This window comes from Pedobacter ginsengiterrae, from assembly GCF_039537385.1.
GTDB lineage: Bacteria > Bacteroidota > Bacteroidia > Sphingobacteriales > Sphingobacteriaceae > Pedobacter > Pedobacter ginsengiterrae.
The window spans coordinates 165,925-189,663 of record NZ_BAABAK010000020.1 but is presented as its reverse complement, the minus strand read 5'-3'; the positions used below and the strand labels follow the sequence as shown (position 1 = coordinate 189,663).

Sequence of the window (23,739 nt, the reverse complement as noted above, 5' to 3'; positions counted from 1 at the left end):
ATTAACCTATGTGGTTTTTATGTATGAGTTCGTCTTTTTCACTTCTATTCGGATAGTTAATAAGTACAGCTTTATAAACTCCTTTAAAAACGAAAAGACTTCCAGCACCTACGCCAATTATACCATGCTTATTAATCACTTTTCCAATATCATCTAATGAGCCAGCACCTCCAAGTACGGTCATTGGTAATGATATCTTTTCTCTGACTTTATCAATTAAGTTCATATCGTAACCTTTCATTACTCCGTCCTGATCAATGGAGTTAATAATGATTTCTCCCGCTCCGAGTTTTTCAGCCTCTTCAATAAATTTAAAAGGATTAATGCCACTGCTTTTTTTTCCATTATGAGTATATACCTCATACCCACCAAGCAATTTCTTTTTCACATCTAATACGACGATTACACTTTGACTACCCACCCGATCAGCAATTTCCATTATCAATTCTGGCTTATTTATTACTGCACTACTAAGAGCAATTTTTTCTATACCTAAACCAAATATACGCTGGGCCTGCTCAACAGTTTTAACACCACCTCCATAACATAAAGGCATTCGAGATTGGTTAGCTAATTTTTCAATAAGCGCATAATCTGGCTCTTTATTTAATACCGTAGCGTCAATATCAAAAACGGCTAGCTCATCAACTTCCTTTTCATTAAAAATTTTAACAGCATTTATTGGGTCTCCAACATATTTGGCATTTTTGAAGTTAACCGTTTTAACTAGTCCATTATCATGCACTAAAAGGCTGGGAATAATTCTTGGGCGAAGCATTAAATTTTTGCGAAATTGTGAAGTAAAGTCTCACCATAGTGATGACTTTTTTCAGGGTGAAACTGAATACCGTAAATATTATTATGATTAACTGATGATGTAAAGTTAATTCCATAGTCTGACTGAGCTATGCTATCATTGATATCATTACAGTAAAAATAAAAACTATGTAGGAAATAAAAAAGAGCATTTTTTTCCAAACTTTTGAAGAGTGGATGCCCATCTATAGGATTTACATCATTCCATCCCATGTGTGGTAATTTGGTTACATATTTTATAGTAGCCTCATCGAATTTTTTCACTTCAGCATCAATCCATTTCAATCCTTCCAAATTACCTTCGTCGCTTCCATTAGCCATCATCTGCATGCCTACACATATCCCGATTACAGGTTTTTTATCCTCAAGCACTAATGCATCTAATTTCTCTCTCATTCCAGAATTATTCAACTGCGTCATTGCATAATCGAATGATCCAACACCTGGAAGAATGAGTTTTTCTGCACCTTCCAAATCTTGTTCTGTTTTGGCAATCTTGGTAGGAATGTTCAATCTCTTATACACATTCTGAAATGCATAGATATTTCCAACACCATAGTCAATTATTGTTATCATCTAAATAATCTTTTTTCCAAGCCTATCTTCATCATTACCTTAGAGCCAGCCTTGATAATATTCATTTTATTTTTATAATCTTTATAGGTTTTATTCTCACCCTCGAAGATTTTTTGCAGCTCATCTCTTGTTAAATCAAGTTTATCTGCAACATAATCAAACTCCTTCTGTAAAAAATCTTCAGAGAGTTCTGGCTTTGATATGCGACCTAAAGCTTCTTCTCTAGTCATTTGGCCAGTTAAAATAAGACTAGAAAAATGAGCTCTTCTTTTTTCAAAGCCAAATTTACGTGGCAACCAATAATCTTCGTAAAACCTCGTGAAACGAGACTCATGATGCTTGTGCTGAAAACTTTCCCAACCATATTTTTCTAATAGAAGTTTTTCTACATCTTCTTTGTTATATGGTACTAGGTTTAAAGGTTTAAAAACTTTCATACCTAATACGTAGCGATAATAAATTTTATAACTTAATATATCTACAAGTGGAAAGGTTTTTAGTGGTCTTTTACCAAATTTAGAATGAATATCCTTTACTAGCCTGGTATCGATACCTGGAAAACCGCCCCACTCTTCAGGTTCACGACAACATTCTGTAGAAAAATTACCTCCAGTTAAAACATATTTAATTTTGTTTTTTTTAGCAAATTTATACAAGCCTGAAAAAAAAGCATAATCCTGAGGCAAATCCTGATCGGCAATTTGAGACTTAAGGAAAGCTACCTGCAAATCTTTCATCTCCTGCCAGTTAATAACATCGGTGAATAAATCTAAGTTTAATCCATTAACTAGTTTCTCAATGTTTCCAACAGCTTTGTCTGTATTCCAGCCTGCATCAACATGAAAAATTAAGGGTCTTAAACCCATAATTTCTTTAGCAACATAAGCTGCATATGAACTATCAAGTCCGCCACTTAAACCAATTATACAATCGAAATCTCTCCCTTTACCATCGGCCTTAATTTTCTCAGCCTCCATCATAAGCTCCTTATAACCTCGCTCATCGGTGTGCCAATTAGGCAATATCGTATCTATGTAGTTTGTATAATAGTCACTTTCTCCTTTTTCATTAAAAATGATACCAGGATCTGAAGTATCCATTATCGTTTTAGTACATATTTGATAATTTCTTTTATTCATTTTATTTTATTTTTATAAAAAAAGTATATTTCATTTCTTAACAATCGAAAAAAACATCTTATTTTATCACGATTTAATATTCATCCATTTCCAAACAGAATCTAAACCTTCTTTAATATCAATTTTTGGCTTCCAGTGGAGATTTGTTTCAATTTTACTTATATCTAAAACATTATAAATACAATCGAAATCTCTTAAAGGTTTAGAGATCGTTTTTATAGGTGTATGTGTAATTTCTTTGATTAAATCGATAATTTCTTTAATTGTGTAACCATTTTGGCTTGCCACATTATATTTTTCAACTTTTGAACCTTCATAAATATTATTTACACAACATTCTATTGCTGTTGCAAGATCAAGAACATGAACAAAATCGCGAGTTACCATCCCGTCTCCAAATAACTCTATTGTACTGTTATTTATTACAGCATTAAACGCAAAGCCAATTATACCTTGAGGTTTTACCAAATTTTGGAAGTTTCCATATACATTTGATGGCCTCAGAATATAACTGTCAAAATTAGCTTTATCTGTAATATATTCAACATAGTTTTCTGAAACTATTTTAGACATCCCGTAAGCTGAGATTGGTTTAGCAGGACAAGTCTCAGTAAAAAATGTATTATTTACTGAGTCACCATATATGGTTCCGCCAGATGAAATAAAAATAAAACGTTTCATTTGCATTGCATCCCTAGATAATTCCAGAAATTTAACTAATGGGCTTACATTTAAGTTAAAATCATCCACCAAACTATCCATCTTTAGGCCGGGTAATAAATTATTAACTAGCCAAATTACATTTTCATATTCCTCAAGAGCTTCAATTAATTTAGATGTATGGTTAACATCAATTAAAACTGTTTTAATGTTATCAGATTTGAATCTTTCTTTATCAATTGAACTTCTTCCAATAACAAGAACATTATAGTTTTTTTCAGCAAAAAAATTAGCCAAATTTGTTCCAATAAAACCACTTCCACCAATTAGAGCAATTGACTTTTTCATATTTAAAAATATTATCTAAATGTTTTAAAAACTTCCTTTACTTTTTCCTGATAAATTGAAGTTTTATATTTTTCATTCGCTTCCTCTCTATTATTAAATGCTATATTAATTAATTCATCTTTACAACTAACAACTTCTTCAATAGCTTTTTTCAACGAAGGAATCGATTTCTTTTCCACCCCAAAACCATTGGTTCGATCAGAAAAAACGAAAGGAATTCCGCTGTGGTTGCTTGTTATAACTACACATCCAGTGGCATATGCTTCCAAAATACTGATTGGCTGCCCTTCAAAAGGGTAATAAGTTGGCAAACAAAAAACATGGGATGTACAATACAATTTTCTTTTTTCAGCACCATCAATAAACTTACCTAAATAATTTAATCCTTTGTGTGGCGCTATTTTAGTAAGAAATTCCTTTTCACTTTGTAAAGATTCAAAACCACCTACAAAATTGATAAATACTTTTGCTTTGAATCTTGCATCTAGGGCAATGTAGGCACTTGCCAATTCATCGTATCCTTTTCCAGGTATTAAATTGCTCAGGTATAAAATCTGAACAGGATCCGTAGTCTCAAATTTTTTAGTAATTTCTCTATCGCTAACAAATAAAAAATCATCTGCAAAATTGGGGATAATATGCACTTTCTCTTTTGAAATTACTTTACTAAAAGTAATAAAATTGATTTCTCCCTCGACAATGACTCCTCCAATTCTAGAAATAATTTGCCGATTTAAATAACTAAATAACCCTTTTCCTTGCAGTATTTCAGTCATACCTGCGCCACCCAGCATATGAATTATTATTTTTTTTCGACTCGAATAACAAATCAAATAAATTAATAAATCTCTTAAATTTCCAGCGAATGATTCGGCAATAGAAAAGTAGATGAGATCATTATTTTTTCTATTTTTCCAAACATTTTTTGCAGCTTTAAAAATTTCAAAAAATCTTCCTGCCGAATTAAATCCATTTTTTAAACTTTGTTTACTAAGATTAACGATTGCTACATCATCATTCTCCGCAAGACTATCCAAAACCATTTTAGAAGCTTTCGATTGACCATTAACGGGTTGAGGAAGTGGAGCGATAAATAAGACTTTCATTGTAAAAATTACTGTTTTATATTTTTAATATTCTTCTCTACTATTTAACTGAACAGAACTTTTACCCAAGTATCAAATGATAAATCTTCCATATCTTCTAAATTAATGTCACCTGCATAAATGGGCATCTCTATTCTTTCTAAATCTAAAGTCTGTACCCAACTTGGAGAAAAAATGGGATTATCTAAAATGGACAAATTAGTGGTGAATATTTTTTTCCTAGCTCCATAAGTTTCAATAACTCTCATAGATAATCCCGTTTGATTAGCATGATTAAAATCAACAACAATTGCCGAATTTTCCAAAAACTCAAGGTATTGATTTCTAGGTAAAGATTTAAAAGACAATAAATTTTTATCTAAAGGAATACGTTTTAAGTATTTATACTTAATATATGTTTTATAGGGAATATAACAATATGATTTTAATTTAAAGTTATTCTTATCACAAAAATCGGTAAAAGATAGAATAGCTTGGTATCTACTTAAGGTAAAAGCAGATAAACAAAAGAAAGTATATTTTACGGGGGCATCGTCCTTTTTATTAATTTTATCTATATCTTCCGTATAAAACAATTGCAAAAACCGAAGTTTTTCCTGCTCTTTATAGTCTTTATAATCAAACGTGTATACTTTATCAAAATAATCTATTAAATGATAATATGGATCGTTTTTATTAGAATCCCATTGGTACATAATACATTCAATATTTGGATTCTTTGCCTTTATTTTTTTTATAAAAAAGTTTGGAAACTTGTAGCCCCTAATTAATAAAAAATGGGTATAGTCCTTATCTTTTATCAATAACCATAAATAATAATAATAAATTTTTTGATTTAGAACGATTAAGTATGGCCATACTGTATTTAATATTGCGATAAAAAAAGCTCCTCTCATCTCAGGGTGAAAAGTAACATTTGCTCCTAAATCCTGAATCTTTTTTTTAATTAGAGTATGATAATCGTAAAATGCTGGGCCTATAAATAATACTTTTTTACCTTCTAAATTTACATCCATCTATTTACTATTTAAACAATCCTTTTTGCTTCATTTCGGCTATCGAATCTTCATATTTACTTTCCTTAATTTCCTGAGTCAAAACCCATTCTGTAAATTTTCTAATTCCTTTTTCAAAGTTATATTTTGGTGTAAACCCTAACAATGATTTAATTTTAGTAAGATCTGCATAATTGTGACGAATATCGCCCAACCGATAATTACCAGTAATATTTACTTTTGTATCACTATTATAATTTTTTATTAATTCATTTGCAACAGTTATTACATCAGTAGCTTCACCTGTTCCTACATTAAATACTTCTTCATTAGCGTCTTCTTTCTCTAAACCAAGAATTGTGGCTGAAACAACATCTTCTATAAAAACAAAATCTCTCGATTCTTTGCCATCTTCGAAAATGTTGATATCCTTCCCATTTTTAATTAGAGTTGAAAATATTGATAAAATTCCTGTATAAGGATTTGATAAGGATTGCCCAGGGCCGTATACATTTTGATACCTAAAAGCAACTGGAGCAATACCAATGGTAGGACAAACCGTCATAACCATTTGTTCTTGATTTTGCTTTGTAATACCATATACTGATGAAGGATGAATTTTTGATTCCTCATCGGTTGCTACCAATTTCAATGGTTGTTCCAATGTTTTGTATTTAACCTCAAAGTCTTTGGCTTGCATGTAATGGTCAATTCTATGTTTTGGATATACTGCAGCCTTAAGTTCATCTGACCAATACTTACCCTCACCATAAATCGATCTCGAAGATGCAACGATAATTTTCTTTACTGAATGTGGATTATTTGCTAATAAATCTAACATTATAGCTGTACCACCAATGTTTATATTTGTATATTTTTCTATTTCATACATTGATTGTCCAGTACCCGTTTCTGCTGCCAAATGGATTATAGCATGCTGATTTTCTAGGGCTTTTTTCCAATCTTCAACATTAGTAACACAACCTTTAATAAACTTTACTTTATTCTTAATAGTAGAAAACAAAAAAGAGTTTTCTTCAGCATTATCTCCATGAATTTGAACAGATAAATTATCTAAAACAGTAACATTATAACCTTTTTCAATTAATTTAAGAGCCAAATTTGAGCCTATAAAACCTGCCCCACCTGTTATTAATACGTTTTTCATTTTTTATATTTAGTATTCAAGTCAAAATAAATTTATTAGTTTTTTTTTATCCACTCTTTTCTGTCAAAACAATACTCTTTAATTATTTTCGCTGGTGCACCAACGGCTACACAATAATCAGGAATATCTTTTGTTACAACCGAGTTGGCCCCAATTACACAATTTTTGCCAATTTTTGCACCTATCACACATACATTTTCTCCGAGCCAGGTTCCATCTCCAATTTCTACAGCACCAATTTGTTTTATAGGTTGCTTTAAAATGGGCATAGTGATATCCTCATACCCATGCAAATTATCTGAAATGTAAACCTTATCTGCGGTTAAAACATTTCTACCAAGGATAATAGATCTAGTGGCATAAATATGGTTAAAGTTACCAATGCAAGTACCATCTCCAATAATTAATTCACATTGTTCCGATCCAGTATGTGCAACTGCTGCCAGCCAAACCTTATTATCTATACAAACACTATTCCCAATACTTATATTCTTTAAGCCATTTATGTTTAAAGGAAAAAGTATGCTCGAATTAACTCCGAACTTTTTGAATTTAGTTTTATAGAAAAATCTAAAAAATCTAATAAACAAGGAATTTTTTACTCTTAAATAAAAAATCATATTAAACAGTTTTTTTTATTGAGATTTTAAGATACAGCAATATTGGTATCGAAAGCAATAGTGGTATTACAATACCACCAACAGCAGAATAAAATATTGCAAGAATTGGGATCTGAACTAGTAAAACGATCAGAAATAAATTTAACAAAGGCATTTGATTATTCTTTGGCTTAAGCCTAACTACGATAAAAGCATATATAGAACAAAAGAGTATGGTAAGAATATATCCCATATCGTAAATAGAGTAAGCAACAAAGCCATTAAAGCTGTACCAATGTAATGGCCACAGTTGCTGTCTCAAAGAATAATAATAGGCTGGATCATAACTGATTATTCCGTATTGCCCTAAAAGAGTTAACAAAGGTTGCAACGAAAGCTGTCCATTAAAATTTTTAAATTCGTAAGTATTTAAAACATACATATTATTATAATACCACTGCGAAAGATAATCAAAATAACTATATAGAACTGGATCTTGAATAAATGAATTAGCTGGGATAGTATCCGCATACAAATTATCCTCAGTAAACCTTTTTAGACTAACGTTAACAAAATATAGTAGTATAAAAACAAACGATACCACCATTGTCTTTTTTATAATTTTTTTTATTCTACTCTCTAGTGTCCCATATAAAATAATTAGAAATGAGATGTAAATCAGTGCATAATGCACAAATGCAGATCTAGAAAAATAAGTTAATCCAAATAAAATTATATTTAAAGAAAGTAAAAAGCACCAAAAAGATAATTTGTAGTTCTTCTTAGCTAAATAGTAAAAATGTAACGGAATTAAAAAATAACTAAACCCATAGAGATAGGCCGATAAAATAATTGCCCTAACATCAAAAGGAAGACTGTAGTAAAATTCATCTGAAACACCCTCTGCATACTTAAATTTATTAATATCGTCTACAAATAAAAAAACAAACGTTGAAGTAACTATAAATGTTATGAAAGGAAATATTGAAATAATTAAAAGAAATTTTGTAAGCTTTTTTAATTTCGCTTCGTTCGCAAAAGTAATTTCCTTAATATTTTTAAAGCCTTGCCAAGGAACAATAACTAAAGTTAAAACGACGATTGTTAATAGAAGATTAAAAAATTTAAAAAAAGTATCTATAGGAAAATCCTGACCGATAAATACAATTCCCAATAAAGAAACTACTTGCAGTAAAATAAAAAAGGTTACAACCGATTTCGACTTCAAATAAACAATAAATAATAAAATAAAATAAATTAATATCATAGAATTTAAAAGAATTACGAGAGCGATAAATATAAACTCAGTATCATTTAAAAAGATTTTTTATAACTGGAATATCTGATTTTTTGTAAAAATCAAAATCGCTTTCTTTAGTATTAACTGATAAAATATTTATTAATTCTTCCGCAAAATCAAACATGTAACAGTTTTCATAATTCATCAAATGCAATTGTCGTTCATAATTAATTTTTTTATACACTGCAACTTTCTTATTTTGGTTAAGAGCTTCATAAATCACCGCAGAAACAATAAGTACAACAAGCTGGGATTTTGCTATTAAAATAGAAGTATCAACCTCGGTTGTAATAACATTTACGTTTTTATTATCTTTAAAAAAGATATTATATTCTCCTTTTAAATGATATTCGTTAGGATGTAATTTATATACAATTTTTAAGTCCGAATTTTTATTTGCCAGCTCTAGGGTTAATTTACTTAATTCTTCGCCATGAACAATTGTTGATATAATCAGAACTGAATCGTCCGATTCTACATTCGGTTTAGAGCAAAAATAATCATTCCCGAGCGGAATAACTTTTTTTGTTGGAACATTTATATTCTTACACCAATAATTTCCAAAAGTCAATACATAATCTGCAAATAATATAGGAGATGTATTTTTAATATCACTTGGGTACGAATAATCAATTTCATCTATTTCAATACCTGCATGTTGCACAAGATAAGTTTCGATTCCAAGATTTTTTGATGCCAAAATGCATGCCTTTGGATTTCCTGTACAGATAATTAATTTTTTATTTTTTAATATCTTAAATAAAGTTTTAAAAAATAAAAAATCACTCTTAAAAATTTTAACAATCGAATCGACTTCATCGTAAGTTACTAAACTTTCGCCTAAATTTTGAGTTAATGCCGCATCAATTTTAGTCCAGTATTCTAAAGGTATCGAATCGGATTTGTGAAACTTCCTAAACAAATTACTAAAGTCGTATAAATACTTATAAGCCATTTTTCTTACCAAAATCGGCTCGAAAACTAAAACTTGTCCATCAAGAGTATTTATAATAGGCATTGCAGACTTATCAAAATACTCCGCGTTGTCGTTTATATATCTTGAGGCTGTAAGTATAACATTCTTCTTGCGATTAGTTAAAACAGTAAAAACAAAAGGTACAATTTTAAAGATAAGCTTAATGTAATCAGAAATATTTCGTGTCGGAGCCTCCGAAAGTTTCGCACGATCTTTTTCTGGATAATAGTATTTCACATAAACACTGTATCTAATTATATCCCATACAGGTAAATTAATCTCTTTTCCTAAATCAAAAAGATTATTATCGGACTCCATTTTATGGAATTTATAAATTAGTTGCATGGTTTATAAAATTTACGCACGTTTTAAAATCTTATTTGAAAGCAACAAGATTTCTTTTCTTTCTCGCCAAAAAATTATTACCGCCATCAGAAGATAAAAACATCCTTTTATAATTATGCCCAAAAAAATTGAATCAATCTTCATTAAAAAATACAATAAAATATAAAAAGGCACCATTATTAGCAATGGCCTCACTAATTGCGTTATAGGTGTAGAATGAAGTTTAACAAAATAATTGTTAATAAGCCAAGCTAATAAAGTCATAATAACATAAGATAACACAAATGAGATCGCCGCTCCTAATTCTCCAAATGATTTTATAAAAAAAACATTTAAAACAACATTGCTTAATCCACTAACCAGTATTGTTATAGTCATGTATTGAGTTTTTTTCGTAAACCCAAAATTTCTTATGTATGCATAAGAGAATTGAGAAAATATATAACCAATGGTAAAAATTGGAATAAGATATAGTGCCCCAGAAAACTCCTTTTTAGCAAGGAGCAAGCCAATTTCCTTACCAAAACAGGCAACTCCAAAGGCTACTAGTATAGTTAATTTAAAAATCCTCACAAAATCTGTGTCTAACTGTTTATAGTTTTTAGAGTTCATGTATTCAAAATAGTATGGATTCCAAGCTTGGTGTGTAACTACAATGACTATATTAACAATACTACTAACGGTTAGAGCCAAATTATAAAAGCCAGCTTTACTCAAACCCTGCGAACCCCCTATAGCGATTTTACCAAATTGTTCGATTATTACTCCGCTCAAAGCATAAGGAATTAGCGGAACAGAATACAGAAAAATATACTTGATATACGACTTCTCAAATGACCATTTAAAATAGGGTCTTATTAAACGAATCCAAAAGATAACGACGCAAAATCCTGCAAATATTTGCCCTAAAATTTGCCCGTAGAATTTATCCTTTTTAAATATTAGAATAAGCACAACCGAAAAGCCAAAGCCCAAAAAAACCCTTAATACGGAAGAAATAGCTATTTCTTTGCTCCTTTTTAGAGGTCCATAAATTTGTTCAAAAGTTAATCCTACTATGTTAATAGCTGAAAGTGGAATTATTAAATAAACCACTTCCCTGTTAAGCCCGATAACTTTACCAAATTCGTTTGCAAATAAGAATAGCAAAATAGAATTGAATACAAAGAAGCCAAATGCTAAAACCGAAGAAGTTCCAACAAATCTCGTAAAATCAAGTTCATCTTTTTGATCAAAGTAATATCTGCTAATTGATCTGTCCGTACTAAATGACATAACGCTTGCTAAAAGACTCACTATACCCATAAAGATACTGACAATTCCATAATCATTGGGGCTAAGTAGCCTTGTGTATATGGGTATTGAAATAAAAGCTAAAGCACTGGTTGCAATACTTGCAATAAGATAATTACCCCCATGTTTTAAAAAGCCTGTAAAATTATTGGCCATCCTTAATTTAATTCTTCTTTCTTAATCATATTTATTATTTTCTCACTTAGCCATTTATGCCCCATTGCATTTAAATGATGATGATCACTCATTATACCTTCCATTGGAATATTATCTGCATTTAAAAAAAGGCCTTTATTTATAATCTCTTCTTTAATAATTTTATTATAACTTTTAATATTATTTGAAATACCTGGCAGCAATTTTTCGTACTCATTACTAGCTGGCAATATTCCAATAAAAATTATCTTTGATTTTGAAAATTTCTTTATGAATTCATTAATATTTTTTTTATAATTTGCTTTATTGGTATAGGTTAATCCTCTATATCTTCTCATTAGATTGATTGGCATAAAACGATTAACTATAAAACTTAATAGACGACTTGAATTAATAATTTCCTTTTCTAACCAACCCAAAGCACGTGGCGCACAATCTACTATTCCAGATTGTATAATTAGAATTTCAGGATTAGAACCTTCGTAATATTGTGCTTGATCATAAAGTGTCTTAATTGCAGCTCCTCCGATACCAAGCTGTATAATTTCGAATTCCTTATTTTGATTTAGAACATAGGGCCAAGTATCTGTTAAGCCAACTATTTCAGGTTTATTTCTGGATAAGCACAAAGAATCACCTATTATCAAAATCCTTTTTTTTAATTTGATTAATTCCATAATTATATTGATTTACAACCAATTAACAAACATTAAAGATCATTAATTAATATAAATGATTTTATTGTAACATCTTAGTATAATTGTCTTTTGCAAATCGAATATGCTCACTTAAGTCCAGTAGTGTCCCTTGCTTAGCATTAATAAAAGCCTCCACTTGTCGATACAATCCTGGTTTAAATTTCACATCTAAAGAATCATCAAATTTATGCTCAATTACAGCAATAGTTCCTTTGTCTTGGATACTAAGCCCCTCCATAGGTTTCAAATAAATCCTTCTTTTTTCTGTTAGTAATTCTATTGCCCATCTTCCTGCACTTTCCCAATTAGATAAATAACTGAATAAAACATTTTTTTCGGTAATTCCAGCACCTGTAAAATTTGTTTTTGAATGCCATTTAAGAGCACCAGCTTTAGAATAAGCTTGCCATTGTACAGGCTTTCCACCTAGGTAAAAAGCAAGATCTACAACATGTGTAGAGTTCGCAAAAAACCAGTTTTCTTTTACTCCATAAGCTTTTATTAAAGGCTCTATTTTATGAGCCCATTCAGTAAATTCAAAATGCATTGTTTGCAGCCCTCCATCTTCCTCTATTATTCGTTGTGCCTCTACCACTGACGCATAAAATCTTCTATTATACGCTACAAAAACTTTGTGCGAATAAGGCATTAACTCTTTTTCGTTTTTTATTAATTCTTCTATACTAATAGCAGCCGGCTTCTCTATCAAAACCCTTTCAGCGCCTGTTTTAAGCACCAAAAGTAAAGAATCCATTAAAGCTTCTGTTCCTGTTGCTATTATTACATTAGTTTTATCCGATAAAACAGTCTCTTCTAAATATTTTTGAAGTCCTCCTACAAAAGGTTTTATTCCTGTTTCTATTCTAAATTTCTCCGCAGATTCTTCTCCTCTGCCAACAACACTATAGGGTACATTTTGAAATTGCAATACTTTAGCATAATCAAGCGCCATTGGCCCCGTTCCCACTATTAAAACTGTATTTTTCATTATGTAATAGGTAATGTTGTAGCTTTTAATCCTGATATTTTATTGTATTTTTCAAGCATAGCCTTCAAAAATAATTCATGTGAATGCCTTGCTTCTTCAAAAGTAGGTAATGTGCAAGAATTATTCTCAAGAAGTTGTAAAGCAATATTCGTTGTCAATTCACTTTGATATTGAACCTTGAAATTAAAATTTTCCTGTGAAAATAATTTCGTCTTTCCTAACATATAAATCTGAGGGGTTCCACCTTCTTGAATTATAAATCTCTGTTCATCATTAAAAACAGACAACGTTATAGCGCTTGAGTCTCCTTTAAATGATGTTACACTAAAAAATGAGCCATTCATTAAATGGCCAGTTAAAGTGCCAGTAAACTCAATAAATCCTTTACGAGAACTCTCAATTATCTCGTCATCAATTAAACTTATATTTATATCCTGAATTTTATTTCCTGACAAATAAACAAAAAGGTCTAAAAAATGCAAGGCATTACAACCCAATCCCCAGTTACCACCAACTACTGTGTAAATATTTCGCTTATTCTCTTTAATATTTGTTTTGAGAAACTTGTAAGATTCGAACATCCTTCTGGGATGGTTTACATAAGTAATTACGTTGTTTTCTATTAACAAGTCACTAACTCTTCGATAAGCTTCCAGTTCTTGAAAAAGAATTTTTTCTAATACTAAGAAAGTAACTTTATGATTATTTAATAGTTTACTAATAATTGCCTCTCTAATATTCGCACTTGTAGCAATAATTACTAAATCAAAAGATTTAGGCAGTATTTCCCAAACCTGACTGTAAACGATTTTATGGGTATGAGCAGTTTCCTTTTCTCTTTCCTCTGAAATCCTCAATGATTCTGCAGATGGATCTAAAACATAAATTTCCATCATTTCAGTGGATTTAACTAACCCCTGAAGATGCCTACTTCCTAGTTGACCAGCACCAATTATTAAACTCTTTCTCATATTGCGGTCCATCCTCCATCAACAATTAAATTTTGCCCAGTAATATATTTCGCATCATCCGAAATTAAGAATGAAACAGCGGGAGCTATATCATCTGGATTACCCATTCTTCCCATGGGGACTTTTTTTTCATAATTCGCAACGAATGTTTCATGCTGATGATCGAATATTCCTCCTGGCGAAACACAATTTACCCGAACACCTTGCCTTCCATAATAGGAAGCTAAATATCTTGTAAAATTAATAACTCCGCCTTTTATTGCAGAATAAGGTGCAGCGGTATTAATGCTGGTATTTTCATATATAGTTAAATCATTTCCAACAACTCCGTAAATTGAGGTTATATTAACAATTGAACCTTTCGTTTTTAATAAAGCTGGTATTATTTTTTGGATGAACAAAAAAGTAGTATTCATTTGCATATCTACATTTTTTTGCCAAGATTCATATGTGATATCTTCAAATTTTGTACCCCAATCCTTAGTTCTTGGATAAGCATTATTTACCAATCCATCTATTTTTCCATAAGCATCAGTAACTTGTTCTATAGCCGTTACTATTGATTCCTCTGAAGTAATATCAACATTTAATGTCTGTTTTTTAAAATTTGTTTCAACATTAATATCTGCGTTAATTGCAACGGCACCCCTGGTTAAAAGGTTATTAATGATTTCTTTACCTAATAGCCCTGAGCCTCCAGTAACTAAAATTATTTTGTCTTTTAAACTATCCACCATTTAAACATATTTTTAAAATCTCTAAAGAATCCTTAAAAGAATTCATCGGAGTTTCTTTACTCTTCAAACTATTTATAAAATATTCTAATTGTAAAACGTAGGTATCTTTAACATTGAAATTTGATGTTTTGAACAAACATTCATTATTATCGTTTCTAACTTCGTTTTTTATTAAGTCAATAGTCCAAGTATTTTCATCTAAAACTATCTCAATCTCCCGCTTAGGTTTTCTTCTGTAATAATTTAGAATTATATTGGCTGTAAACCTATCATATTCTAATGTATAATTGGCATAATCTATAGCATCTATTGCCAGGCTTGAGCTATTTCTTAAGTATGATTTACTTTTATTTGGCAAACCAAAAAGCCATGTTGTATAATCTAATTCATGAAACAAATCTAAATGCACGCCGCCACCCATTTTTGCATTGGAACTATATATTGCTCTAAAATCCTTTCCAGGCCTCCAATCTGGCAAGTAAGAACCACAATAAACATTTAATTCATTAACTCTTAAAATACCTGAATTAATCTTATTTTTTAAATAAACAATGCAGGGGTGAAACCTCAGATTACAAGCAACATAAGTAATTAATTTTTTACTCTCAATTATATCAACTAATTGGTTTACGTGTTCTAAAGTATTAACGGCTGGCTTCTCAATAAATAATGGTATGTTTTTCTTTGCTAATTTTTCGATAAATTCATAATGCAAATGCGTAGGGTTTGAAATAATAGCAAAGTCAAAATCGATGTTTAGATTTTCTAAATCGTAAACATTTTCAATTTCTCCTACAATTTCTGCATCTGCGTTCGATCTTAACGCGTATATTTTAGCATTTACTTTTAAAACTTGTAATGCTTCTATATGTTTTCTTGCTATCGACCCTAAACCAATTATCAGTACGTTCATAATTCGAAATCCAACATTTTATTTTGCATTAAATATTCCATAAACAAAAAATCAACTGGATGATCCAAATCAAAACACATATGCTTCATTTCATAAATCAACGATTTATCAGTAATGGCACTCTTCGAATCAGAATCAAAAAAAGATCTTCTATACCAATAAAATGATGCATTCAAATCATATACTTTTGGAGCTGACTGACGAGTCATTACGCTTCCATCAGGATTGGTTTTTACCAATGAATAAAAACCATTACTATTTTCTTCAACCATATTAAAGTATGGATTTCTTGCAGCTGGATTAACAGAAAACAGATTTTTTGCCTCGGGCTTAGCAAGCATTAAATTTAATGCATTTTCAATATCATCCAATGTTCTCAGAGGTGAAGTCACATCTAAATCCAAAACATATTCATATTTCCCATTTAAAAGCGATTCTTCATACAGAAGTAAATCTTTAATAGTATCTATCTTACCTGCACTATCTGTAGCTAAACTTTCAGGTCTTACATAATTAGTAAAAATGCCAAATGATTCGGCAATATTCTTAATAAGTTCGTCATCAGTTGAGAGGGCAACTTTAGCATTAAACTTTTGTTGAATTTTTTTTGTTAAATCAATAGAATAACCAATAAGAGATTTACCATTAATATCTTTTATATTTTTTCCTGGTATACCTTTAGAGCCTCCACGAGCGCAAATTGTTATTAATATATTCATTTAAAATTTTATATTATGAATGTCTATATGAGCTTTCTCAAAATCTTCATGTTTTCCAACATCTAACCAATATCCAGAAAATGGAAATGAAATAACTTTCAAATCGTTTTTGATAAGTTCCTCCATTAAATCTGTAGCATTAAAAAAAGTATTTTCTGGAATATACTGTAACATTTCCTTTTTTATTAAATAAATACCTCCATTTGAGTAATAGGTATAGGTTGGCTTTTCTCTAAAACTTTTTACATTGCCATTATTTGTTTCTAAAACAGCGTATGGAATATTTACTTGATATGGAATAGTCAATACAGCTAAGTCTGCATCTAGTTTAATAAATTCTAGAAAAAACTGCTCATAATCTATGTTAGTCAGCAAATCAGAATTCGTTATCAGAATATAATCGTGTTCAAAATTTTTTATTTTTGAAACGGCTCCAATGGTACCTAATGCTTCCTTTTCCCAAACATATTCGATTTTAATATTCTTTTCTTTGCCTTCTCCAAAATGATTTTCAATCTGCTCTCCTAAGTATTTTACCGAAACCCAAAAATCATCGATTCCAAACAAAGCTAATCGATCTAAATTATGCTCCATGATTGCCTTATCTCCTACCTTTAAAAGTGGTTTTGGAATTGAGTCCGTTAAAGGCTGTAAACGTTGGCCTCTTCCACCAGCCATAATCACTGCATCGATAGGCAAATAAGATCTAATTTTCCTAAAATTTATTACGTTAACTATCTTATGATTTTCATCAACTACAGGAACAATTTTAAAGTCTCCTTCCCGATATTCAATAATTTTTTCTAGACTATTCTGCCCCTTAATTATATATCTGGGGTTACTTTGAATAATTTCATCAACCTTGCTTTCTATGGTATAACCCTTTAATAAACCTCTCCTTACGTCTCCGTCGGTAAGTGCTCCTATTAATTTATCCTCTAAATTAACTACAAACAAGATGGCATCCTGCGACAATTCATTAAATTGAAGTAAGGCTTCTTTTATTTTACTTCCAGAAAGGATTAAGTGATCCTTGTATATTCTCATAAAAACATCTTTATTGTTTCAATTATATTGCCTGCAGCATTTTCCTTAAAATAAATATTTTCACCAATGAATTCGCTTTTAGATATTGCTTCATTTACCGTATCAAAAATTGCATTCTTTTCAAATTCGCAATTTAAAACGTTATTACTTTGAGCTCTCCCTTTTTGTCTGTCTCCAACATTTACAACATACTTGCTAAATGAGGCCGCTTCTAAAATTCCGCTCGAAGTATTTCCCAATAAAATTTTCGAATAATGCATTGCTGAGAAGTAGTTCAATTTCCCGAAATTTTCGATTAACAAAATTCTCTCTGAATTTTCCTTTTTCAGCTTTTCTATTACTTCTCTATAAACAGATCCTTGTGTATCAGCATTTGGCATTGTTACAATAACAAATATTTTTTCCGAAATTAAAGCCAAGGCTTCCTTCATCTCATTAGCATAATGAATATTACTTTTTAATGCCATTGTTTCTGGATGAAACGTAACCAACACGAAATCATCTTCAGGAATTGAAAATTTATTATAAAACTCTTTTCTTTCGATGGGTATAAATTCTTTAATATCGGTTAAACTCAAAGAACCAATAGTAAAGACATTTTCAAATGAATCAATTAGATTATTAACTTTTGTTGTAAAAATATCTGTCGCTGTAAAATGAAAATATGATGCCAAAGTAATTTGATGTCTATATGTATTATCTATAGCACCTAACGTTGTTTCCCCTCCATGAATATGAGCAAACTTAACACCAAAAGGAATACCTGCCTGTACTGCGGCACTCATTTCGAAACGATCGCCCAAACAGAACACTAAGTCATATTTATGGTTTTCCCAAAACTCTGCAAACTTTAAAACAGTTAAACCATATGAGGAAGCAATAGATTGCTCGTCATCATTTGAAATTAATGACGAAATAGTATGGATACATTGATATCCGTCTCTTTCTATATCTACCAGCGTATATCCATGATTTTTAGAGAGATGCGTTCCAAAAGCAATTATTTCTAATTTAAAAAAATTATCTTTCTTTATCTGCTCTAATAGTGGAAAATATATTCCATAATCGGCTCTCGAACTTGTTAAGACACCTATTTTCATTTAGTTGACATCTTCAATCGTTAATTTTTGACCAGCTGACAAATCCACTGCGGCTATTTTCCCGATAATATCTCTCATTCTCATTGGAGAAATGCCGTCACCTGGTCTTAACATTTCTAAATCTGATTCTAAAATAATTTCTCCAGCCTTTTTTTCGTTGGCCAAATGAATACTTTTTCTTGCGATGGCGATATTTTTCAACTCTGAAGAGCTTGGTTCCTTAACTTCAGAACCTAAAGCCGCCTCTACATTTCGGATAGCACTTACCATGGTATGGAGCTCATTTGGCTCTAAAGAGGCTGCGTGGTCCGGACCCGGTAATGTGCGATCTAGTGTGAAATGTTTTTCAATTACTTTTGCACCCAAAGCTACTGCCGCAATTGGCACATCTATGCCTAGAGTATGATCTGAATAACCTATTTCAACATTAAATTCTTTAGCAATAGCTAGCATCGCAAATAAATTAACATCTTGATAAGGTGTAGGATATTCTGTATTACAATGCAATACTGTTATTTTCGAAGTAGATTTTTCTCTTAGAACTTGGATTGCTTCGCCTATTTCTTGCATGGTACTCATGCCAGTTGATAAAATGATTTCTTCTGCCAACAATGCCACCTTTTCTAAGTAAGGTAAATTTGTTAATTCTCCAGAAGGAATTTTAAATAATGTTAACCCGAGTTCTTTTAAAAAGGTTAGACTATCCAGATCGAATGCAGTTGAAAAGAACTTTATTTCCTTAGATTTACAATAATCGATCAATTCATAATGATCGGCTATCGATAATTCTAGCTTTTGTAACATCTGCAATTGGCTTTCAGTTGAATTGCCAGTATTATGGCTCTGATAATCCGCTTTTACTGCCGCTTTACTAACCAGCTTATTAGCTTTAAAAGTCTGGAATTTAACATAATCTACTCCAGCTGTAACAGCGGCATCGATTAATCTTTTCGCAGTTTCTATGTCTCCATTGTGATTTACTCCTGCTTCTGCAATAATTAATGTCTTCATCCTTATCCTTTTTTTGCTGGATTACCAAAAAATGTTAATCCATCCTCAATATCCTTAATTACTACCGCGCCTGCACCAATAGTTACATTTGAACCAATTGTTACACCCTGTTTAATAACTGCATTTGCTCCTATAAAAGAGCCATCGCCTACCTTTACATTTCCAGCCAACACGGCTCCAGGTGCGATATGGGTATAATTTCCAATCACGCACTCATGCTCAATAACGCTTGATGTATTACAAATTACAGCCTGCCCTATTTTAGCCATAGCGTTAATGATAGCACCAGGCATAATTACGGTTGCTTTTCCTATTGAAACTGTTGGAGAAACAATTGCCTTGATATGCTTTATGGATGGGCAATTAATGCCATTTTCAATCAAATGTAGATAAATTTTCGATCGGAGTTTGTTATCACCTAAGCCTAAGAAAACATCGATATTTTTTAATTGCTCTAAAGTTCTGGCATCCTGTTCACTCCCTAAATATCTAATACCAAACGGATTATTTTCTTTCTCTTGTTGTTCGCAGTAGCCTTCAATATTATAGCTTAAAGACAACAAAGTATCAATTATAACAAAAGAATGTCCTGAATAACCAATTAAAGCAGCTCTCATTTTTTATAATCTTACACTACTCGGTATGTTAACTAATCGGTCTGCAATCCATTCGCTATTTTTAAGATTTTGTATTTCAGCATCCTTAAACATAGGCAACCGATGCATTAATTCCCAAACAGGCCTTGCCATTACACCATTACTATTCATGTACCCTAAAAAAGCTTGTTGTTCTTCTTTATCTTTCAACAGAATTGCATTTAACCAATAATTAGCTTTAGCATCAACAATTTCATCAACAAACTCTACTTCAGTACTTTTAAGCGCGGTTTTATAGTATTGAGCTAATTCTCTTTTGTTATCAACAAACTTAGTTAATTGTTCAAGCTGTGCACAAGCCAACGCCGCATTTAAATTTGGCATCCTATAATTATAGCCTATTTGGTCATGAACAAATGCCCAGGGATGAGCTACCTTAGCTTGTGTAGTAAGATGCTTGGCACGGTTTGCAAGCTCTTCATTATTTGTAACTAATGCGCCGCCCCCACCACTGGTTACCGTTTTATTTCCATTGAAACTAAACGTACCAATCTCACCGAAAATACCAGTATGTTTTCCTTTATAATAACTACCTAAAGATTCTGCTGCATCTTCGATCAGCGTAATATTCCATTCGGCACAAATATTAGCTATTTCATCAATACGACAAGGTAAGCCAAAAGTATGCATCGGCACACATGCCTTTATTCGCTTTCCTGTTTTCTTATTATAGGTAAATCCATCGGCCTTTTTTATTGCATTATTTTCTAAAAATACTTTTATTGCGTCTGGAGACAATCCTAGTGTATCCCTATCAACATCTAAAAAGATGGGTTTTGCACCAATATAACTTATGGCATTACATGTAGCTATAAATGTTAAGCTTTGAGAAAGTACTTCATCTCCTGCATTCACATCTGCCAATATTAAAGCCATATGCAAAGCATTTGTTCCATTTACAATAGCGATGGCATACTTTGCTCCTGTAATTTCACTCATCATTTCTTCAAAGCGATTAACAAAACTACCTACTGAAGATACAAATGTGGAGTCAAGTGTTTCCATTACATATTTACGCTCGTTACCAATAAACAAGGGTGCATGTAATGGTATAAAATCCTGATTAGGAAATTGTTTTTTTATGATTGTTGAAATATTCTCGAAATCAATTGTCATTACATTTTTGCGTCTAAGTATTTACCCGTTTCCTTGTGTCCGAAGTCAGGTATCATTTGGTGAAATAAAGCTACAATCTGGTCTTTAGACCATTTTCTGTCCTGCTTCATTTTATAAATTTGATCAGTAAAAAGCTGCAGATTACTTTCATTATAATTTGGCTCATTTTTAATAATGCCTAAATTTTCAAACCTTTCTAAATCCAGCGTTTCATGCTCAGTAAAAAACTCTTCAAAATCCTTTTCCCCAGTAGTATCGCTTGCAGTAAATAAACACGGCCATTTTCCTTCTTCAGGTAAGCTACTAATTAATTCTCTTGCTTGTTCTTCATTTTCACATTCGAATGCTTCGTAACCCAATTCTTTTAAATACTCTATGGCAATAGCCGCAAAAGTGATCAGATGTAAGTTTTCACTTAACTTAGGGAAGAAGATGTCTCTGTTTTCACCGAATATACAAGACATTAAACATAACTCCCCAGATTCTTTAGGGATGACAAAATATCTTTTTATGTCGTTTGGAGCCACAATTGGCTGTCTTTTTTGTATTCTTTGATTAAAACCATGCAACAGCGAACCATCAGAAAAAGCTACATTTGCGAAACGAGCAGTTGAGATCGCTATTTCTTTGCTTTTTCGCATCAAAAACATTTCCATTATACGTTTTGATGCACCCATCATATTAACTGGATTAGCGGCTTTATCGGTAGATACACAGAAATATTTTTTAACACCTTTAGCAATGGATTGGTTTATGGTTTTTTCTGTGTTGAAAATATTTACATCAATCATTCGCATCAAAGTGAAAGGGTCTTTTTCGCTTCTAACGTGTTTTAATGCAGAAAGATTTAGTACATAATCGTAAAGGCCATCAGCCTCGATAAACGCATCATATTCTATTGATCCAATATCTAATGCAAAAGTTTGAAAGTCTCCATCAATATAACCATAAGAACTTCTAATATCTCTTACCAACTCAACCATGTTGTTTTCACTAATGTCTACAACGTGAAGCTTTAAAGGATGGCGTTTAAAAATTTCTTTGGTTACGGCTTGACCTATTGAGCCTGCCCCACCAATCACAAGAAATTTTGATTTTGATACAATATCGAGCAAAACCTTCTCATTGAAACTAACGTCAGAATGGAATAACTCGTTTTTTCGACCTATTAAATTTAATATATTCATTATTTAAGCCAGAATAGCTTTTAAAATTTTACGAAAGATTAGATAAAAACAAATCAAAAAACCTGCTATAAAACTGCCCATAACAATTCCTTTTGCCTTGCCGAACTTTTCCCTTTTAAGAGGATAAATAGGTTGATCAACAACTTGAATTAACGGTGTTTCCTTTAATAAAGACATTTTAGTTAGCTCTAAATTTTTAACCATTTCACCCAAAACGGCTTTATTAGTTTCGGCTGAAAATTGTGCTCTTTGTGAAGGTGCAACCCTCTGGATCTGTCTGGTTGGATTCAAGTTAGGAGTTGCATCTGCAACAGCTACTGCACTATAAATAGCTCCGTTCATTACTGCTCTTACCGAATCAGTTTTGTGCTGTAAAATTTGAACGTTATTTAAGGTTTTTTTAGTTTTGGTCTTGATATAAAATTCATTTACATTTTTTACCAAAGCATCATTAAAAGCTTTCGCAAATACTTCATCCTTGGCTTTAACATCTACCTGAATTGTACTTAATTTTTTATCAGGTTTAACCACATTCAGGTAGGACTTATTTAAATCCATAACAATAATACCTAAAACACTATCTCTTAATCTATCAGCTTTTAAAGCCATCCCATTTTCAAATATGGTATCAACTTTAAATCGTAAACTGGCTAAGGATGGCTTCTCTGACCACTCTTTTCTTAAGTTATTGAATGCAATATATCGATCGACTAACAATTCCTTGCTTCCTCCTACATCAACCTGACTGAGCAAGGTTTGTTCAAGCATCATTCTAGACTTATACAAGCTCAAAATATTATCTCCTTGAAAAATACCACCGCCACTGCCTCCAAGATCCACACCTGCTAAAGAAGCAAGACCAGACAAATTACCTAAGCCACCGCTGCCTTTTTCATCTTCTAATACAAAAGTAGTTGTGGCTGTATAAACCGCTTTTTTATAATTGGCGTAGAGAAATCCCAATACTGCTCCTAGAAGACAGAAAAAAATAATAATGAGCCATTTCGAAAACAAATATCGCAACCACTCTCTTCCTTTAAGGATAAGTTGCTTGAGAGATATTTCGTCATCTTGATTATTTGTTAAATAATTTTGTTGATCGTTAATCATTGGTATAAA

The 23,739-nt window shown here is 31.5% G+C and carries 24 protein-coding genes; all 24 read right to left on the bottom strand.

Features of this window, described 5'->3' with window-relative positions; all coding sequences use genetic code 11:
- Nucleotide 1: 1 nt before the first annotated feature.
- The 24 genes from ABD692_RS19515 to ABD692_RS19400 all read right to left on the bottom strand — a co-directional run bounded on the left by ABD692_RS19515 (nt 2) and on the right by ABD692_RS19400 (nt 23,730).
- Nucleotides 2-778 (bottom strand): AglZ/HisF2 family acetamidino modification protein, encoded by a 777-nt coding sequence (locus tag ABD692_RS19515; RefSeq protein ID WP_316763060.1) that lies wholly within the window; start codon nt 776-778, stop codon nt 2-4.
- On the bottom strand, nt 778-1,392 hold the full coding sequence (gene hisH, locus ABD692_RS19510) for an imidazole glycerol phosphate synthase subunit HisH (protein WP_316763063.1): 615 nt from the start codon (nt 1,390-1,392) through the stop codon (nt 778-780). Before hisH ends, ABD692_RS19515 begins: the two co-directional genes overlap by 1 nt.
- On the bottom strand, nt 1,389-2,531 hold the full coding sequence (locus tag ABD692_RS19505) for an N-acetyl sugar amidotransferase (RefSeq protein WP_316763067.1): 1,143 nt from the start codon (nt 2,529-2,531) through the stop codon (nt 1,389-1,391). The genes hisH and ABD692_RS19505 overlap by 4 nt, the downstream gene beginning before the upstream one ends.
- A gap of 66 nt (nt 2,532-2,597) precedes the next feature.
- Nucleotides 2,598-3,539 carry an NAD-dependent epimerase/dehydratase family protein gene (locus ABD692_RS19500; protein WP_344769657.1) on the bottom strand — a complete coding sequence of 314 codons (942 nt, stop codon included), beginning with the start codon at nt 3,537-3,539 and terminating at the stop codon, nt 2,598-2,600.
- 11 nt (nt 3,540-3,550) lie between these two features.
- On the bottom strand, nt 3,551-4,645 hold the full coding sequence (locus tag ABD692_RS19495; RefSeq protein WP_344769655.1) for a glycosyltransferase family 4 protein: 1,095 nt from the start codon (nt 4,643-4,645) through the stop codon (nt 3,551-3,553).
- Between the two features lie 44 nt (nt 4,646-4,689).
- Nucleotides 4,690-5,661, bottom strand: coding sequence for a WaaS/CpsH family glycosyltransferase (locus ABD692_RS19490; RefSeq protein ID WP_344769653.1), 972 nt, complete (start codon nt 5,659-5,661; stop codon nt 4,690-4,692).
- A 7-nt stretch (nt 5,662-5,668) separates the two neighbouring features.
- Entirely contained in the window at nt 5,669-6,808 is a 1,140-nt protein-coding gene (locus tag ABD692_RS19485) for an NAD-dependent epimerase/dehydratase family protein (protein WP_344769651.1), read from the bottom strand.
- Nucleotides 6,809-6,843: 35 nt separating this feature from the next.
- Nucleotides 6,844-7,428 (bottom strand): acyltransferase, encoded by a 585-nt coding sequence (locus ABD692_RS19480; RefSeq protein ID WP_344769649.1) that lies wholly within the window; start codon nt 7,426-7,428, stop codon nt 6,844-6,846.
- A 1-nt stretch (nt 7,429) separates the two neighbouring features.
- Nucleotides 7,430-8,674, bottom strand: a complete 1,245-nt coding sequence (locus tag ABD692_RS19475; protein ID WP_316763083.1) for an O-antigen polymerase — start codon at nt 8,672-8,674, stop codon at nt 7,430-7,432.
- A 43-nt stretch (nt 8,675-8,717) separates the two neighbouring features.
- Entirely contained in the window at nt 8,718-10,028 is a 1,311-nt protein-coding gene (locus tag ABD692_RS19470) for a capsular polysaccharide export protein, LipB/KpsS family (RefSeq protein WP_316763086.1), read from the bottom strand.
- 12 nt (nt 10,029-10,040) lie between these two features.
- Entirely contained in the window at nt 10,041-11,477 is a 1,437-nt protein-coding gene (locus ABD692_RS19465; RefSeq protein ID WP_316763089.1) for a lipopolysaccharide biosynthesis protein, read from the bottom strand.
- A 2-nt stretch (nt 11,478-11,479) separates the two neighbouring features.
- The gene (locus ABD692_RS19460) at nt 11,480-12,154 is read right to left on the bottom strand and encodes an SGNH/GDSL hydrolase family protein (protein WP_344769645.1); all 675 of its coding nucleotides are present in this window, start codon (nt 12,152-12,154) and stop codon (nt 11,480-11,482) included.
- Nucleotides 12,155-12,215: 61 nt separating this feature from the next.
- On the bottom strand, nt 12,216-13,163 hold the full coding sequence (locus ABD692_RS19455; protein WP_316763095.1) for a Gfo/Idh/MocA family oxidoreductase: 948 nt from the start codon (nt 13,161-13,163) through the stop codon (nt 12,216-12,218).
- Complete coding sequence (locus tag ABD692_RS19450; protein ID WP_344769643.1) at nt 13,163-14,134, bottom strand: Gfo/Idh/MocA family oxidoreductase; 972 nt, start codon at nt 14,132-14,134, stop codon at nt 13,163-13,165. Before ABD692_RS19450 ends, ABD692_RS19455 begins: the two co-directional genes overlap by 1 nt.
- Nucleotides 14,131-14,871 (bottom strand): oxidoreductase, encoded by a 741-nt coding sequence (locus ABD692_RS19445; protein ID WP_344769641.1) that lies wholly within the window; start codon nt 14,869-14,871, stop codon nt 14,131-14,133. The genes ABD692_RS19450 and ABD692_RS19445 overlap by 4 nt, the downstream gene beginning before the upstream one ends.
- Nucleotides 14,861-15,784: a Gfo/Idh/MocA family protein gene (locus ABD692_RS19440; protein ID WP_344769639.1), complete on the bottom strand. Its 924-nt coding sequence runs from the start codon at nt 15,782-15,784 to the stop codon at nt 14,861-14,863. Before ABD692_RS19440 ends, ABD692_RS19445 begins: the two co-directional genes overlap by 11 nt.
- Entirely contained in the window at nt 15,781-16,503 is a 723-nt protein-coding gene (locus ABD692_RS19435) for an acylneuraminate cytidylyltransferase family protein (protein ID WP_344769637.1), read from the bottom strand. Before ABD692_RS19435 ends, ABD692_RS19440 begins: the two co-directional genes overlap by 4 nt.
- A complete protein-coding gene (locus ABD692_RS19430) occupies nt 16,504-17,550 on the bottom strand; it encodes a nucleotidyltransferase family protein (RefSeq protein ID WP_344769635.1) in 1,047 nt (348 codons plus the stop codon). It abuts the gene before it with no gap.
- On the bottom strand, nt 17,547-18,650 hold the full coding sequence (neuC, locus tag ABD692_RS19425) for a UDP-N-acetylglucosamine 2-epimerase (RefSeq protein WP_344769633.1): 1,104 nt from the start codon (nt 18,648-18,650) through the stop codon (nt 17,547-17,549). Before neuC ends, ABD692_RS19430 begins: the two co-directional genes overlap by 4 nt.
- Nucleotides 18,651-19,661 (bottom strand): N-acetylneuraminate synthase, encoded by a 1,011-nt coding sequence (gene neuB, locus ABD692_RS19420; protein ID WP_344769631.1) that lies wholly within the window; start codon nt 19,659-19,661, stop codon nt 18,651-18,653.
- Nucleotides 19,662-19,663: 2 nt separating this feature from the next.
- Nucleotides 19,664-20,278: an acetyltransferase gene (locus ABD692_RS19415; protein WP_316763114.1), complete on the bottom strand. Its 615-nt coding sequence runs from the start codon at nt 20,276-20,278 to the stop codon at nt 19,664-19,666.
- A gap of 3 nt (nt 20,279-20,281) precedes the next feature.
- Entirely contained in the window at nt 20,282-21,433 is a 1,152-nt protein-coding gene (locus ABD692_RS19410) for a LegC family aminotransferase (protein WP_316763116.1), read from the bottom strand.
- A complete protein-coding gene (locus ABD692_RS19405; RefSeq protein WP_316763120.1) occupies nt 21,433-22,620 on the bottom strand; it encodes a UDP-N-acetylglucosamine 4,6-dehydratase in 1,188 nt (395 codons plus the stop codon). Before ABD692_RS19405 ends, ABD692_RS19410 begins: the two co-directional genes overlap by 1 nt.
- 3 nt (nt 22,621-22,623) lie before the next feature.
- Complete coding sequence (locus ABD692_RS19400; RefSeq protein WP_316763124.1) at nt 22,624-23,730, bottom strand: Wzz/FepE/Etk N-terminal domain-containing protein; 1,107 nt, start codon at nt 23,728-23,730, stop codon at nt 22,624-22,626.
- Nucleotides 23,731-23,739: the final 9 nt, after the last annotated feature.